Source organism: Candidatus Cloacimonadota bacterium (assembly GCA_012516855.1).
Taxonomy (GTDB): domain Bacteria; phylum Cloacimonadota; class Cloacimonadia; order Cloacimonadales; family Cloacimonadaceae; genus Syntrophosphaera.
Map to the genome: position 1 here is coordinate 1 of JAAYWB010000062.1, position 14,460 is coordinate 14,460.

Genomic DNA, 14,460 nt, shown 5'->3' on the forward strand with positions numbered 1-14,460 from the left:
CAGACTGCTCGTAGTTTCCCACGCTGGTGTAACCCCAACTGTTCTGTGAGATACAAGCGCCGTTGTCGGCAGCATAGATCGGAGCCTGCTCAAAACCGTCGCCTCCTGATGTGGGATCGAAAACCTGGGTGCTCATCAGCCTTACGCCGTTGCCGGTTCCGGAGCCGCCAGCAATGCCGGAGACGCCTACACCGTTGTTTGTAACAGCCGCCACGGTTCCCGCCACATGGCAGCCGTGGTCTCCCCCGACGATATTGGAAGTGCTCTGGTAGAAGTTATAGCCATACACATCATCCACATAGCCGTTGTTGTCGTCGTCAATGCCGTTTCCGGCGATTTCGCCGGGATTGATCCACATATTGGCAGCCAAATCCGGATGGTCGTACTGGACTCCCTGGTCCTGGATGCAGACCACCACATCGCTGTGGCCTTTTTCGATGTCCCAGGCTTCAGGCAGGTCGATGTCGGCATCCGCCGTTCCGCCGGTCTGGCCGGTGTTGTGGTAATGCCACTGTTCACCATAGCGCGGGTCGTTCGGGGTCCAGCGAACAAGATTATCCGCGATGGTGGAAACTTCACCCTGGTTCACGCTGAACAGGGTTTTCTTGTATTCAGGTTCAGCCCACTGGACGTCTTTGGCCAGATTCCGGTAGGCCATAACGATTTCGCGGATGTCAGCTTCGCTGTCATACTCCAGCTCAAACCAGAGGTGCAGGCCCCATTCAACGTGGCGCCAGCCCCATTTGAGGTTTTTGTTCACGTCGCCGAAGACGGGACTGATCTTTTTCACCCCGTATTGAAGGTTGAGGGCATCCAGTTCCTCGAGGCCGAAGCTGGCGAGGGCGCCGTCCTGATACTGAAAGCTTTGCGCCAGCGCGGAATTGGCCTCGCTGAGCTTGATTCTGATGTGGCCTTGTTCCATGGCGCTGTCAGGAACCTGGTAGATGTCGATGAAAGGCCGCTCGCCAAAGCGCGGAGCGGCTGCCAGACCAAGCGTGCCAAAGATGACAAGCAAAACGGTCAGCAGTGTTTTCAATCTGTGCATTTTCAACTCCTTGTGATAATGTATTGTCGCTTATATTTATTACTGTTCATGGCTGTTAGCGGTCCCGGCAGCGCTTGGCGCGTTGGTTTGCAAAACTTCGTGATAGCGGTTTTGCCGATCTTTTCCAAGCTGAAGCTCAGGCGCTTGTGGAAAGAATTTGGGCAGACAATATTTTGTCAATCAAAAAGTTGCCACTTGGTCATTTAACTGGCATTGTGAGAATTATCCATCGTCCATTTCGCTACTCATCCTGTCGTCCATGCTCACTACGTTCGCTGTACGCCAGGCCAGCCCACGAGCTATGATGGCAGTAGTAGCACCCACTCCTATTGAACATGAGCCGTTTCCAACGGAATTGATGGATTGACGTTGGCCTGGGTCAACTTACCGCGGCACATCCAATTCGGAAAGGCGTCGGGGATAATTAGCTGAGAGGTTAAGAGTAGTCAGATAACCCGGTCGATGACGGGCAGCATTTCAGCGAGGAAATCGGAGTAACGGTCCTCCAGGATTGCCGCGCGGGCCATTTGCATGAGTTCCTGGTAAAACCAGAGGCTGTGGATGGTGGTGAGGCGCATGCCCAAAATCTCGTTCATGCTTATCAGATGGCGGATGTAGGCTCGGGAGAAGTGCTGGCAGGTGTAGCAGCCGCAGTCGGGATCGATGGGGGAAAAATCCTCTTTGTAGCGGGCGGCCTTGATTATCATTTTGCCGTGGCGGGTGAAGATGCTGCCTTTGCGGGCGTTGCGGGTCGGCATAACGCAGTCGAACATGTCCACGCCGTTGGCGATGTTCAACAGCAGGTCGCTGGGGGTGCCCACGCCCATCAGGTAGCGGGGTTTGTCTGCTGGAAGGATGTCGTTCAGGAAAGCCGTGATGCGGAACATGTCCTCTTTTTCCTCGCCCACGGCCAATCCACCAATTGAGTAGCCCGGAAAATCCATGTCCATCAGCGCCAGGGCAGAGCGTTGGCGCAGGTCTTCATAAATGCCGCCCTGCACGATTCCGAAGAGGGCCTGCTTTTTGGCGTTTTTGAAGGCCGCCTTGCCCCTTTCGGCCCACTGGAGCGTGGTTTTGAGCGATTTTTCCACGTATTCGCGGGTGGCAGGATAGGGCGGGCATTCGTCGAAACTCATGATGATGTCGGCGCCAAGGGCTTCCTGGATGCCGATGACGCTCTCTGGCGTGAAAAAATGGCGGCTGCCGTCGATGTGGGACTGGAATTTGACGCCCTCTTTGCTGATTTTGCGCAGCGCGGCCAGGCTCATCACCTGAAATCCACCGCTGTCGGTGAGCATGGGCTTGTCCCAGGAAATGAATTTGTGCAGGCCGCCGGCGTCGCGGATAAGTTCATGCCCCGGACGCAGATAGAGGTGATAAGTGTTGCCCAGGATAATCTGAGCGTGGCTTTCCTCCAATTCGTGGGGGCTCATCGCCTTCACGGTGCCTAGTGTGCCAACGGGCATGAAAACCGGCGTTTTTATTTTGCCGTGAGAGGTGGAAATCGTGGCGGCCCTTGCAAATCCGGAGGTTTTTTCGAGTCTGAATTTAAACATGGTTTAGGCGGATAAAGAGAAAAAGGGAAAAAGAGAAAAGGTTGCGCATAGGCCGAAACCTATAATTCAGAGTCAGCAAAGCTCTATCTGACTTTGTCATTTTTTTTCGCCTTGAGTGCCTTGATCAGACTGATCAGCATTGAGCGGACACATCTGATTTGGGAAGCATAAGCTTCAAAATCTTGGTAATGCTCGAGCCGGAACGCAAGTTCCAACTGGGTGTTTCAAGTTCGGATAACGAGCCGTTGGCAATATTCAAAAAGCTCCGTTTTGGGAAAGACAACCCCCGAACCCAAGCCAACTTTTTCTCCTTTTCCTTTTTTCTCATCTGTTCATAAACCTAAGCAGTTCACTGGCCACATCAGAATACAGAGCTAGAATCATTAAACCCATCAAAAGAACAAAGCCAATTGATTGCAATACTGACTGGATCTTGAGGGGAATTGGCCGGCGGATTATGCCCTCGATTATGGAAAAAAGGATCACGCCTCCATCCAGGATGGGGATGGGCAGCAGGTTCATGATCATCAGCATGAGGCTGATCCCGCCAAAGAAGACGAGCAAACTGCCGAAGCCGCGCTCGCCGATCTGCTGGCTCATGGTGGCGATCATCACCGGGCCGCCGACCGATTTTCTAATCTCCCCGGGGCTGCGCAGCAATTTGCCCAGCATCTGATAGTTCATCAAGATGAAGTTGGCGGTGTTGTAAGCGCCCAGTTTGATAGCCTCAAAGAGGTTGAAGCGTCGGTCGTAACGCACAGGCTGGTATTGCGTTATACCGATGGCGCGGCTGCCGCCGGTATTGAGGCTGGATTCCAGCTTCAGGCTTTTGTTGAAGCTTTCCCCGTTCCGTTCGATGGTGAGTAAAACCTGGTCCCGCGGGGCGTTGATAATCATCTGCCGCATGGCGTACCAATCGTCCACAGCCACAGAATCCACCGCCGTGATGCGGTCTCCGGTTTGAAGTTTGGCATGGTAGGCCGGGGTTTTGGGCACCACTTCCCCCACTCGGGTATCGGCGACTGGATAAACTCCTGCCAAAAGTGAATCCACATCCTTCGCCCTCATCTCCGCAGATCTTTTTTCACCTGAACGACTAAAGAGGACGGTGCTGCGCGGCCTTTCCAGCAGACCTTCAAGAAATTCGCTGAAACCCCGCACAGATTTGCCGTTTACGCTCACGATGCTGTCTCCGGGAGCAAATACCTGCGACCAGGAACCTTCGGCGCGGCTCACCACAGGATACTGGTCCTGAATGTGGACGGGCAGGACAAAGGAAAAGATGAACAGCAGTAAACCCAGCAACAGATTGGCAAGGGGGCCGCTGAAACCGATCAGCGCTTTTTTCCACCAGGCCAGGCGAAAAAATGAATCCGCGGCATCCTTGTCCGGAGAATCTGGATTTTCGCCTCGCATCTTTACATAGCCGCCCAGCGGTATCCAGCCTATGCGCCAGGCAACTCCGCTGTGCTTCCACTCTTTCAGGGGCTTGCCAAAGCCGATGGAGAATTTTTCGATGCCAACTCCAAACCAGCGAGCGGCTTTGTAATGTCCCAGTTCGTGGATGAAGATCATGATGCCAAAGGCGAGGATGGTATAGAGCAAAGTCATTGTTCGTGAAAAGGGTTAAAGGGTGAAAGATTGAAAAGCTGATGTCATTATACTGTGATGGTGGAGGAGGTCGATAACACGCAACATCGCGTCCATGATATCAAGCCATAGATATTGATTTGGGAAAGCTTCTGGGTCTCAGCATCAACATCAAGCGCCAGGCATATGCTACTTCTGGATCCGTCCCGCCAGCGTTATCGCGATATAAGACGCGACATCGGTGGAATAGGTTCCGGTGCTAAAACCGGCATCATAACCCAGTTCGATGGCGAGATCGTGCGAAATTCTGGGGCCCCCGCAGATGAAGAGCATTTTGTCCCTAAGCTGTTCAGCCTCAGCCAGTTCGATGAGCCGGGTGAGGTTTTTGATGTGGATGTTCTTCTGGGTCACCACCTGGGAAACGAGGATCGCATCGGCATTTTCGGCCCTGGCACGGCGCAGCAGCTCTTCCGAAGGCACTTGGGCGCCGAGGTTGATAGCGTTGAACCACTGATAGCGTTCCAGGCCGTAGCGGTGGTTGTAGCCTTTCATGTTCATAATGGCGTCGATCCCCACAGTGTGGGCGTCGCTTTCGATGCAGGCGCCAACGACTGTGATCACGCGGCCGATGTTTTCACTGATATAGGCGTCGGTGGCCTCCATATCCATGACGGGTGTTTCCACCACTTTGACCTTGATGCTGGCGGGATCCACAAACGCCGAAGTAACAGCGTAGGCTATAAAATGGGTGTAGCCTTCGCCCATGTCGCGCAGTCCGCAGATTTCGATCTCATCGTAGCCAATGTTTTTCAGAAGCAGGCGCGCTGCCTCTTTGCCAAAGGCGTCCGGCGGCACGGGCAAACTGAAGGAAAGCTGCATCTTGCCGTCGCCGGAGGTGTCGCCGTAGGGACGGATCATGGTTTTCTTGCTCATATTCCCAGCTCCTTGGTCATCTTGTTCAGGAAGGGGTTGAAGTAATTTTCGTCCTTGCGGAAAACGCCATCGAGGCCCTTGCCGCCTGTTTCGGGACGCTTGATGTCGGCAAAGTCGCCTCTGGCCATGGCGGGGAAAAGACCTTCGGCGGCCACGCCCTCCAGAAATTCCGCGGCTTCAGCCAGCACCTGATTGGCGCGCTGGTTGATAAAGCTGTCCGGGCTCAGGCAGAGGCTGTCATTAAGGTTTTTCACGGCTTTGAAGACATACTTCGCGTTTTCTATGGCCAGGGATCTGTCCGCCAGATGGGGCGTGTGGATCGCCTCGGTCATCATGCCCAACAACTGCACTCCCTGACCGGTGAGCTGGCCTGCGAAGTTGAACATGGCGTCCATGAGATGGGTCTTGAAGATGTTGCCGCTGGCGAACTTGGTGGGCGGCATATACTTAACCGGCGCCTGGGGAAAGAGTTCGCGGGTGAGCAGGGCGTGGGCAAGCTCATAGGAAAAGCTGTTCTCCAGTTCCGGATCAATCTCGTAGGCATGGCCGAGGCCCATCATTTCAGGCTTCACACCGCTAAGTAGGGCGAACTGCTCGTTCAGAAGCTGCGAGGCCGTGACGGTGTAGGCCTTTTCCACGGCGTCGGAGGTGGTGAGATAGTTGTCCTCTCCGGTCTGGATCTCGATGCCGGCAAAGGCATTGATCATGCGGCTGAAATACTGGTCCAGCAAGGTGCGCTTGGGGTTTATATCACGGAAAAGGATGCCGTACATGGCGTCATTGAGCATCAGGTCGAGCCTCTCAATGGCGCCCATCGCCGCGATCTCGGGCATGCAGAGCCCTGAAGCGTAGTTCGTTAGGCTGATGTAGCGCTGCTCTTTTTCCGATACCTCGTCCAGGGCGGCTCGCATGATGCGAAAGTTTTCCTGGGTGGCATAAGTTCCCCCGAAGCCAACCGTTGTAGCGCCGAAAGGCACGTAGTCCAGCAGCGATTGAGCGGTGGAACGGATCACGGCAATGATGTCAGCGCCTTCGGATGCAGCGGCTTTGGCCTGCACCGCGTCCTCGTAAATGTTGCCCGTTGCCACGATAACATAGATGGCCGGAACCCTGCGGGGGCCGTATTTGGCAAACATTTGCTCCCGGGTGGCACGCTGTTTGGCAATGTGGCTAAGCATTTCGTCTGCAAGGTTATTAAGCAAGCTGAAGATTTCATCCGGAGCGGCCTGGGGCTGTTTCGCAAGGTCGATTTCTCCCCTGCCGACGGCATCCGCGACCGATTGGGCGCTTAACTTGCGGCCCAGCATGGCGTTGGCCACCGGGATGGCGGCTCCCTTATCCAGGGCCTGTCCAGCCCGCAGATGGTCCACAACCACGTTGGGAAGCGGGTTTCCATCTTCCAGGGCACCGTCGATGCCCACCAGGCGCAGCACCGTGCGTTCAATCGCCAGTGAGGTATAGCCGTCAAACAGCCAGCCAAAGGAACCGGCGATGCTGGCGGCAGCCGATCGGGCGCGTTGCTTGACGGAATCGTCGAGAGTGAGTTTTAGCATGTAACTCTCCAAAGCTTTGTTGTTTATATTTTTTCACGTTTTTTTAGGCCCTGCTTATCCGTCAAGGGAAAAGGCGGAAATCCTTTTCCAAGCGAACAAACCCAAGTTCCGGTAAAACCCAAACGAAGCCTGAACAGGATGCAGAGTCGGTTGTTTTTCCGGCGAAATAGTGTATTCTATCCATAAAACAAAGGATACATTATGAATTACATCCTCCCATTTTTGCTGGCTCTCGCGATTTTGAGCATCAGCCTAGGCTGCCAGGCGCAAATCCCCGCAAATCCTGTGCAAGCGGTTGACAGCGTGGAACTTGACCGCTACCTGGGCGTTTGGTACCAGCAGTCATTTATCCCTTTCCGCTGGCAAAAAGCCGATTGCGGAGAACTGGTGACCGCGGAATATTCCCTGAACCCCCAGGGCAAGATAAACGTTGTGAACACCTGCTACGCCGACAGGGACGGCAGGGAAATCAAGTCCCAGCGCAAAGCCACAGCCTGGCCTGCGGACGCGACCAACGCCAAGCTTAAAGTCCAGTTTTTCTGGCCCATCAAGGCGGATTACTGGATCGTAAAGCTCGATCAGGCCAGATACAGCTACACCGTGGTCAGTGAACCCACCCGCGAATACCTGTGGATCCTTACCCGCGACAAAGCCATCGACAAGGCTCTTTACGACGAAATCGTGAACTGGCTGAAAGACAATGGCTGGGATACCGGCAAGCTTGTCTTCACCGGAAGCTTCAAGTAAGTTTTCCCGATACTAACGAGCGGCGCGCACCTCGTGGTACGCGCCGCCTATTTGGTTGGACATTTGCTTAATCGATAACGATTTCTTTCTGCGGTGAGGGTTCTTTCTTGGGAATGATCAGCTTCAGTACGCCATCTTCCATCTTGGCTGAGATTTTTGCCAGATCGGAATTCTCGGGTAGCAGCAAGTTGCGCCGATAGCTGCCGCTGTAGCGTTCGCAGCGGTACACGGTGCCTTTGTTTTCCTCTTTGCTCTGCTCGCATTTGGCCTCGATCATCAACTGGTTGTCGTGCACCGAGATCTTCACGTTTTCTTTTTTGAAGCCGGGCAGATTGGCCAGAAGCTCAAATTCCTTTTCGTGCTCCACGATATCCATCGCCATGGAGCGGAAATTGTCCTCGCTGCTCTCCTCTTCGAAAGCGCGATTGAAGAAATCGTCGAATATACTGAGCATGGTGCCCATGGGTCTAAGTTCTTGTCCTTTGCGATAAGGTGTGATCTTCATTTCAAACCTCCTTTAATGAATCTCTACAGTCAATATAATCACATAACCCAAAAAGGCAAGAAAAAATTAGCAGTCCCGAGGTGGAACTGCTAATTATGTTTTCCGGGTCCGCCGATAGGCGGGCTTATTTACTTAATTAATATCATCTTACGAGTCTTGGCGAAATCCCCGGAACGCAGGCGATAATGATAAATCCCACTGCCGCAGGCTCTGCCCTGGCTGTCCTTGCCGTCCCAGACCAGCTCCATTCGCTGTCCGGAAGGGATTCCCTGAAAAAGGGTGCGAACCAGCCTGCCGCGGAGGTCGAAAATCTGCAAAGAGGCGGGCAGGGAGGCGTCTTTCAGGCTAAGGCTTATGGTGGTTGTGGGATTGAAGGGATTGGGGTAATTCTGTTTCAGCTCGTTAATCACAACCGGAGCCGTATCGTCTTCCACGGGGGTGGATTGGAGAGTGGTAAACTGGTTGATGTGGCTGAAGTTGCTGTTTCCGGCCACGTTCCCCGCGCTCACCCTCCAAAAGTAGGTGCGCCCTGGCTGCAGGCCGGAAACATGCTGGCTGGTGGTGGTAAGGTTGGGCAGGTCAATTTCAGGATCCACGAACCAAAAGCTCTGCGAAATCTGGAGAGAGTAACTATCTGCCAGAGGCATGGGAGTCCAAGAAAAATCGAGTTCCAGGGGCAGGTCTTCCGCCTGATGTACCGGATATGTAAGCACTGGTGGGTCAGGCAGTTCGGTGATGTCGCCGGTGGTGAAGCTAAGGTCGAGGCAGAAGGGCCCGGGTCCGATGTCGGCAAGCCCGCAGACCCGCCAATAGTAAGTTTGGAAAGGCGTAAGGCCCTGCAACTGATAGTGGTTGTCCGGATGGTCAATGGCGTTCACCAGGTAGCTGTTGAAGTTGGGGTCGGTTGAAACCTGCAATTGATATCCGGTCACTCCCGGCGTGGCGGTCCAGGCCAGCAGCGGGTTGGTGGGAATTTCCGTGGCGCCGTCGGGTGGCCAGGTCCCCTGTGGCGTGGCCATTTCGCTGGCAATCGCTAAAGGATGGATGTTGCTGTCCGCCTGGCCGCTGGAGTTCTGGGTGATACGCACGAAAACCTGATTGGAATTGAGCACGGGGATATTGTTCCAGGCATAGCTACCGTTGTTGGGCGCGTCGGCATTCAATACCGTCCAATTCACGCCGCCATCGGTGCTGTAATCCACGGTTACGGTTCCGGTCATGCTTTTGGCTTTCCAGGTGAGCACCTTGTTGCTGCCGGAAAACCAGGTCTCGCCGCCCCGGGGAAAGGTGAGCTGGACATCCGAAATCTTGATTTTAAAGGTGATGGTTTCACCCGCTTCGCCCACATCATAGAGATTCAGCCCGCCCGGGGAGTTGTTGCTCATGAAACCGCTGGGAACCGTGGCTTCGTTCATCTCGGTTCGCCCTACCTGGAGCGAAAACTCAGCATTGTTGAGGGTGCCGTTGGTGGTGGTGTTATTGGCGTTGGGGCGATAGATGTAGAGCTCGTCAGGGGGCCCGCTGGCATTGCCGCTTTCGGAGGAATCAAGCCTGTAAACCAGGAGGCCGGTGCCGGGGACGTTGTGATCGTAATTCTCGGAAGGGCGCCGGTATTCCAGCAGATAGTATTCGCCGCTTCTCCAGCTGGGCACGCGCCAGATGTTGTTTGTGGCGGAGGTAGCCACCGGCGAGAGGGTGTAGGTTCCGGAAGTTGTGATTTCCGGGATGCTGGAGACCCACTGCCCGTATTTGTGTTTCATCCACACGCTCATGTGCTGGGGTGGGTTCTGGTCAGCGCACATAATGTCCCAACTTCCGATGGGGTCGATGGTTGTGTCGTTGTAGCGGTAGAGGTCAGGCGCGCCCAGGCTGTGGAACATTTCGTGGGAAAGCACTCCGGCGCCGGAACCCATGGTGGAACTCTCTATCTGGAAATTGAAGTCCCAGACCCTCTTGCCATGTATCATGGCATTCACTGTATAGAGCACCCAGCGATGGGGCCAGAGCAGTTCGGCCCAGCCTTCCGGCGAGCCTTTGATGATGAAGCAGGTGTTGTCCACATAGCCGTCGTTATCGCCGTCAATCACCAGATCAGTAGGCACTTGGGACGCGATGGCATTCACGGCGCGCAGCAGTAATTGATGTTCCCGCTGGGTGCGTTCGTTGTCGCCGCTGTAACCCTTTGGGTTGGAGGGACTGTGGATTTTGAAGTAGGCCCGGGGATAAGTGTCTGTGTAGCAGAGTATTGTCGTTCCGTTCGGGATGGGATAAAAGGTGGAGTTCACATTCAACTGGTTATAGGAGGCCTCCCAGAAATAACGCTTCATGGAATTTCCGGCGGGGTTGTTGAAAATTTCTTCATAAACTCCAAGCGGTGTGTTGAAATCGGGGTCATCGGCGAATTTGATGAAGACCACAATATTGTTGAAATCGCCCGTGTGGGGGGATTTTGCGTCGCTGTAATCGCGCATGTTGGCATAGCGGGAGTATTTCTCCTCTATCAGCCGGCGGGAAAGATTCACCCCCGGTTGCAAAGCTCTGTGCCGAGGGGAGTCGCGACCCACGATCCAGTCCGTGGGAGCGACCTTTTCACCGTCCTGCCTGGCGTAAACATAGTAGCCGGCATCATTTTGGACGATCGTATAGTTGTCGGCATCGTGCAGCCAATTGTGCCATTCGTCTCCGCTTGCAAGAATTAGCAGTTCGCTGCCGTCGGGTTGGGTCACTTGGACCGGGGTGTTCACCAGTGGGGTGGCGCAGAGCGCTCCCAACGCCAGCAGCGCTGTGAGAAAGCTTACTATCAGTTGTTTGGCCATGTTCATTGTTCCTATCTATCTGTTTATTATCCATTAAAATAGCCTAAGCGAACCCCAAAACCATAAGCTCGTGAGTCATTGACATCAGATACACATTTTGTTCCAATTCGGGATTTATTTCGAGCCGGTTATCCCGATCCAGCCAGCAGTCCCTCCAGAAGCTGCCTCAAAACCGGGAAGTTTCCAGCCTGTCCCAAACCTGACTCCTCCTTTGCCCTATCCAATTAGCCTCTCACTTACTTCCCGTTGACCTCCCGTTTGAAAGGCGGGAACTCAGCGGGAAGTGAACAGGATGTGAGTAAGATGGGGCAAAGGGCGAATCAAGCAAATAATGGCGATATTCAATAGTGGTTAACCGCATACACAGCAATGGATTGTTCACCCGAAGACCATCCCGAAGACAGCAGCGCCCAGCATCAGATAAATGGGGTTGGTTTTAAACTTCCAGTAGATCGCCAGGCTGATCACAAAGACGAGCACAGTGAACCAATCAGTGAAAGCGCCTTTGGCGATGAGCACCATGGCAGCGCCGATGAGGCCGAGGGTCAGCCAGCGCAGTTTCTGAAAAATGTTTTTGAACCAGGGCTGCTCGCGGAGCTTGAGATAGGTGAGGGTTATGACCAGCATCAGGACAAGCGAGGGCAGGATGACGCCGAAGGTGCAGACCAGGGAGCCCAAAACCCCTCCCTGCCGGTAGCCGATGAAGGTGGCGGAATTGATGGCGATGGGGCCGGGGGTCATTTGCGAAATCGCCACCACATCCGTGAATTCGCTTTGAGTGAGCCAGGCGTTGCGGACCACCACTTCCTGCTGGATCATGGCCAGGACCGCGTAGCCGCCACCAAAGCTGAAAAGCCCGATCTTTACGAAGGTCCAGAACAAAGTCAGCCAAGTCATTCCGGCTTCTCCTTCCGCCACAAACCCTGCGCCACGGCAAAGGCGATCGTGGCCAAAATAAGCCAGATGGGACTGACGCCAAGAAAGCCCACCAGCACCAGAGCGACAATCGGCACCCAGAAATTGGTAAGATTGAGATTGGCGGTCTTGGTCATTTCCGCCAGGGGCACCGCGATGAGGGCCACCAGTGCTGGTTTGAGCGCGTGAAAAGCTTTGCGCACCAGGGCTTGTTCCGCGTAGTGGACAAAGAGTTCAGCGATCAGCATGATGATGACCAGGGAAGGCAGCACCGAGCCCAGCACCGCTGCCGCCATACCCAGGCGGCCTCGAACATGCAGACCAACGTAAACGCTGATGTTGATGGCTATTGGCCCGGGGCAGGACTGTGCCGCAGCCAGGCCGTCCAGGAAATCATCGTCAGAGATCCAGCCATGTTTTTCCACCACTTCACGGCGGATGAGGGGAATCATGGCATAGGCGCCACCGATGGTGAAAGCACCGATTTTGAGAAAGGTTAAGAATATGGAGCCAAGACTTTTAGACATTGTTCACCCACTCTTCCACGAGATGTATTAGCTCAGCCACAAGCTGCCGTTCCGGCACTTTCTTCAGGATTTCGCCGCGGGCAAAGATGAGTCCCTCCCCGTCCCCGCCTGCAATGCCGAAATCCGCTTCCCGCGCTTCTCCGGGGCCATTCACGGCACAGCCCATCACGGCGATGGTGAGCGGCAAATCGGAATAGGCTTGAAGGGCGCTTTCCACCTCGGAAGCCAGGCTGAAAAGGTCCACCCGGGTGCGTCCGCAGGTGGGACAGGAAATGATGTTAAGCCCCTGGCGCAGTTCAAGGTTGCGCAGGATTTGCTTGGCCACAGCCACTTCCTGGATGGGATCCGCGGTTAGTGAAACCCGCAGGGTGTCGCCGATGCCTTCTGAAAGCAGGATTCCCAGAGCCATGGCGGATTTGACGCTGCCAGCCAGCAGGGTGCCGGATTCCGTAATGCCCAGATGCAAAGGATAATCCACCCTGGCGCTGAGGGCGCGGTAACTTTCCAGCATCAAAGGCAGGTGCGAGGCCTTCACGGAAATCTTGATGGCGCCAAAGTTCAGGTCCTCGAGAATGCGCACGTGCTCCAAAGCCGCTTCCACCATGGCTTCTGCGCTCACGCCGTATTTGGCCACCAGCTCTTTGGGCAGGGAACCGCTGTTCACGCCGATGCGGATGGGCACCCCCCTTTCGGAAGCATCCTTCACCACGGCCTCAACCTTGGCGCGGGAGCCGATGTTGCCTGGATTGATGCGAAGTCCGGAGATTCCGGCTTCCAGGGCTTGCAAGGCCAGTTTGTGGTCGAAATGGATGTCCGCCACCAGGGGAACCCCGGCGTTTTCCGCCAAAACTGGTATCGCCCGGATATCCTCTGCGCCGGTTACAGCGAAGCGGATGATCTGGCAGCCGGCTTGTTCCAAAGCGGCTGTCTGGGCCAGGGCCGCTTCCAAATCGCGGGTTGGCACGCTGAGCATGCTTTGGATAGAAACAGGCGCGCCCCCGCCGATCGGGACATTGCCCAACTGTATCTGCCGGGTAGGTTTACGAGTGATTTTCTGCATGTGGCAAAAAGAGAGTGGCCGGGTTTTCTGTCAATATAATTAAGCCCCGCAGAGAGCCCAGCGTCGGAACGACCCACGGCACTCAAACAAAAACCCCGGAGCGGCGGACCGTTCCGGGGTTGGGATCGTTATCGACCTGACGGATTACTTCATCAGGATCATCTTTCTGGTGCTGCTGTACTTGCCGGCGAACATCTTGTAGAAATAGACGCCGCTGGAGACAGGCAGGTTGTTGTTGTCGCGGCCGTTCCAGGTGACGGAATAGTGTCCGCTGGCCTTGTTTTCGTTCACGAGGGTCTTCACCAGCTGGCCCTTCACGTTGTAGATATCGATGCTGACGGGTGTGGCTTCCTTCACGCTGTAGCGGATGGTGGTCTCCGGATTGAAGGGGTTCGGGAAGTTGCCGTGCAGCTCGGTGGCCACGACGGGAACACCCGGATCTTCGATCGCGGTGCCGCCCATCACGGTTACATCATCCACAAGGAAGATGAAGGCGTCGTTCGACACGCACTGGATGCCAATGCGGGTCGCGCCAGCGGGGATATCGTAGGTGTATTCGGTCCATTCAACAGGGGGCTGGATGTAGTTGGTGCCGCTGATGATGGTGAAGTCGTTGGGGTTGGTGCCACCCGTGGAGGTTCCCACTTTGAAGCGCTCGAGGCCGTACTGGGCGGTGTAGGAGCGGGCCCAGAACCTAATCTCGGCAGGATTGCTGAGCACGGGGGTGATCATCCAGTCGTTGTTCGGTCCATTTCCTCCACTGGACGGCATGACCGCTGCAAAACTGGCAGCCATCTTGATTCCGCCATGGGCTGTAAGTTCGGTCAGCGGGGGAGTGGTGGCGCTGGGCACGAAGATCATGTAAGCCATGGGCTCGTAGGCGTTTGGCCAGGTGGTCGTGCTCATGCCGTAGGTGCTGCTCTGATCCACGTCAACCAGGGTCCAGGGCGCAAATTCCAAGGCGAAGTTGTCATAGCTTTCGAAACCGTCTTCGAATATGGTCAGGCTTTCAGCCAGTTGGAAGTTCACGGTGGTGGTCTGGCCGGTTACCACGATCACACCTGTCTGGGTGCTTGGAGCATAGCCGGCGGCGGACGCGGTCACACTGTGGGTTCCGGCAACCACCTGCATGCTGTAGGCTCCGGAGGCGTTGGTGGTGGCGGTGACGTCGCCGCAAGTGACAGTGGCGCCCATGATGGGGGCGTTCTGCTGG

At 55.2% G+C, this 14,460-nt stretch carries 12 protein-coding genes; 1 reads left to right on the top strand and 11 read right to left on the bottom strand.

Translation table 11 applies throughout. The features are described from left to right. The 5 genes from GX466_06510 to GX466_06530 form a co-directional block, all read right to left on the bottom strand. On the bottom strand, positions 1–1,045 hold a 1,045-nt coding region (locus GX466_06510), incomplete at its 3' end, for a S8 family serine peptidase (GenBank protein ID NLH93854.1). A 446-nt stretch (positions 1,046–1,491) separates the two neighbouring features. Next, positions 1,492–2,601 (bottom strand): tRNA guanosine(34) transglycosylase Tgt, encoded by a 1,110-nt coding sequence (tgt, locus tag GX466_06515; GenBank protein NLH93855.1) that lies wholly within the window; start codon positions 2,599–2,601, stop codon positions 1,492–1,494. Positions 2,602–2,925: 324 nt separating this feature from the next. Then, complete coding sequence (gene rseP / locus GX466_06520) at positions 2,926–4,212, bottom strand: RIP metalloprotease RseP (protein ID NLH93856.1); 1,287 nt, start codon at positions 4,210–4,212, stop codon at positions 2,926–2,928. Between the two features lie 168 nt (positions 4,213–4,380). Continuing rightward, positions 4,381–5,124: a hypothetical protein gene (locus GX466_06525; GenBank protein NLH93857.1), complete on the bottom strand. Its 744-nt coding sequence runs from the start codon at positions 5,122–5,124 to the stop codon at positions 4,381–4,383. Further along, on the bottom strand, positions 5,121–6,677 hold the full coding sequence (locus GX466_06530; protein ID NLH93858.1) for a D-lysine 5,6-aminomutase subunit alpha: 1,557 nt from the start codon (positions 6,675–6,677) through the stop codon (positions 5,121–5,123). The genes GX466_06525 and GX466_06530 overlap by 4 nt, the downstream gene beginning before the upstream one ends. A 201-nt stretch (positions 6,678–6,878) precedes the next feature. Here GX466_06530 and GX466_06535 point away from each other — a divergent pair, with 201 nt between their 5' ends. Next, positions 6,879–7,424, top strand: a complete 546-nt coding sequence (locus GX466_06535; GenBank protein NLH93859.1) for a hypothetical protein — start codon at positions 6,879–6,881, stop codon at positions 7,422–7,424. Positions 7,425–7,491: 67 nt separating this feature from the next. Here GX466_06535 and GX466_06540 read toward each other — a convergent pair whose 3' ends face one another. The 6 genes from GX466_06540 to GX466_06565 all read right to left on the bottom strand — a co-directional run. Beyond that, a complete protein-coding gene (locus GX466_06540) occupies positions 7,492–7,929 on the bottom strand; it encodes an Hsp20/alpha crystallin family protein (protein ID NLH93860.1) in 438 nt (145 codons plus the stop codon). A 128-nt stretch (positions 7,930–8,057) separates the two neighbouring features. Next, on the bottom strand, positions 8,058–10,745 hold the full coding sequence (locus tag GX466_06545; protein ID NLH93861.1) for a M6 family metalloprotease domain-containing protein: 2,688 nt from the start codon (positions 10,743–10,745) through the stop codon (positions 8,058–8,060). Positions 10,746–11,123: 378 nt separating this feature from the next. Beyond that, on the bottom strand, positions 11,124–11,642 hold the full coding sequence (locus tag GX466_06550; GenBank protein ID NLH93862.1) for a chromate transporter: 519 nt from the start codon (positions 11,640–11,642) through the stop codon (positions 11,124–11,126). Then, positions 11,639–12,187: a chromate transporter gene (locus tag GX466_06555; protein NLH93863.1), complete on the bottom strand. Its 549-nt coding sequence runs from the start codon at positions 12,185–12,187 to the stop codon at positions 11,639–11,641. Before GX466_06555 ends, GX466_06550 begins: the two co-directional genes overlap by 4 nt. After that, the gene (gene ispG / locus GX466_06560; GenBank protein NLH93864.1) at positions 12,180–13,247 is read right to left on the bottom strand and encodes a flavodoxin-dependent (E)-4-hydroxy-3-methylbut-2-enyl-diphosphate synthase; all 1,068 of its coding nucleotides are present in this window, start codon (positions 13,245–13,247) and stop codon (positions 12,180–12,182) included. Before ispG ends, GX466_06555 begins: the two co-directional genes overlap by 8 nt. Before the next feature lie 144 nt (positions 13,248–13,391). Continuing rightward, a partial coding sequence (locus GX466_06565; protein ID NLH93865.1) for a T9SS type A sorting domain-containing protein occupies positions 13,392–14,460 on the bottom strand: 1,069 nt, incomplete at its 5' end.

Bases quoted from the DNA above. Each gene is read 5' to 3' on its own strand.
- tgt (NLH93855.1), bottom strand. From the start codon at position 2,601: ATGTTTAAATTCAGACTCGAAAAAACCTCCGGATTTGCAAGGGCCGCC.
- GX466_06550 (NLH93862.1), bottom strand. From the start codon at position 11,642: ATGACTTGGCTGACTTTGTTCTGGACCTTCGTAAAGATCGGGCTTTTC.
- GX466_06535 (NLH93859.1), top strand. From the start codon at position 6,879: ATGAATTACATCCTCCCATTTTTGCTGGCTCTCGCGATTTTGAGCATC.
- GX466_06525 (NLH93857.1), bottom strand. From the start codon at position 5,124: ATGAGCAAGAAAACCATGATCCGTCCCTACGGCGACACCTCCGGCGAC.
- GX466_06555 (NLH93863.1), bottom strand. From the start codon at position 12,187: ATGTCTAAAAGTCTTGGCTCCATATTCTTAACCTTTCTCAAAATCGGT.
- GX466_06540 (NLH93860.1), bottom strand. From the start codon at position 7,929: ATGAAGATCACACCTTATCGCAAAGGACAAGAACTTAGACCCATGGGC.
- GX466_06530 (NLH93858.1), bottom strand. From the start codon at position 6,677: ATGCTAAAACTCACTCTCGACGATTCCGTCAAGCAACGCGCCCGATCG.
- ispG (NLH93864.1), bottom strand. From the start codon at position 13,247: ATGCAGAAAATCACTCGTAAACCTACCCGGCAGATACAGTTGGGCAAT.
- GX466_06545 (NLH93861.1), bottom strand. From the start codon at position 10,745: ATGGCCAAACAACTGATAGTAAGCTTTCTCACAGCGCTGCTGGCGTTG.
- rseP (NLH93856.1), bottom strand. From the start codon at position 4,212: ATGACTTTGCTCTATACCATCCTCGCCTTTGGCATCATGATCTTCATC.